We start from the raw sequence: 231 nt of genomic DNA on the forward strand, positions 1-231 counted from the left end.
TGACGATGGCAGAGAGGTCACACCCGTTCCCATACCGAACACGGAAGTTAAGCTCTCTAGCGCCGATGGTAGTTGGGGCCTTGCCCCTGTGAGAGTAGGACGTCGCCAAGCTTTATATCATCGCGGGGTGGAGCAGTCTGGTAGCTCGTCGGGCTCATAACCCGAAGGTCGCAGGTTCAAATCCTGTCCCCGCAACCAAATGGTCCCGTGGTGTAGTGGTTAACATGCCTG

1 tRNA gene and 1 rRNA gene are annotated in these 231 nt (G+C 56.7%); both read left to right on the forward strand.

Going from position 1 to position 231, the window contains the following annotated elements:
* A 5S ribosomal RNA gene (gene rrf, locus MR058_RS23095) occupies positions 1–111 on the forward strand; the annotation flags it as partial.
* Positions 112–121: 10 nt separating this feature from the next.
* A tRNA-Met gene (locus MR058_RS23100) sits at positions 122–198 on the forward strand.
* Positions 199–231 lie beyond the last annotated feature (33 nt).

This window comes from Bacillus cereus group sp. BfR-BA-01430 (genome assembly GCF_022663115.1).
Classification (GTDB): Bacteria; Bacillota; Bacilli; order Bacillales; family Bacillaceae_G; genus Bacillus_A; species Bacillus_A cereus_BD.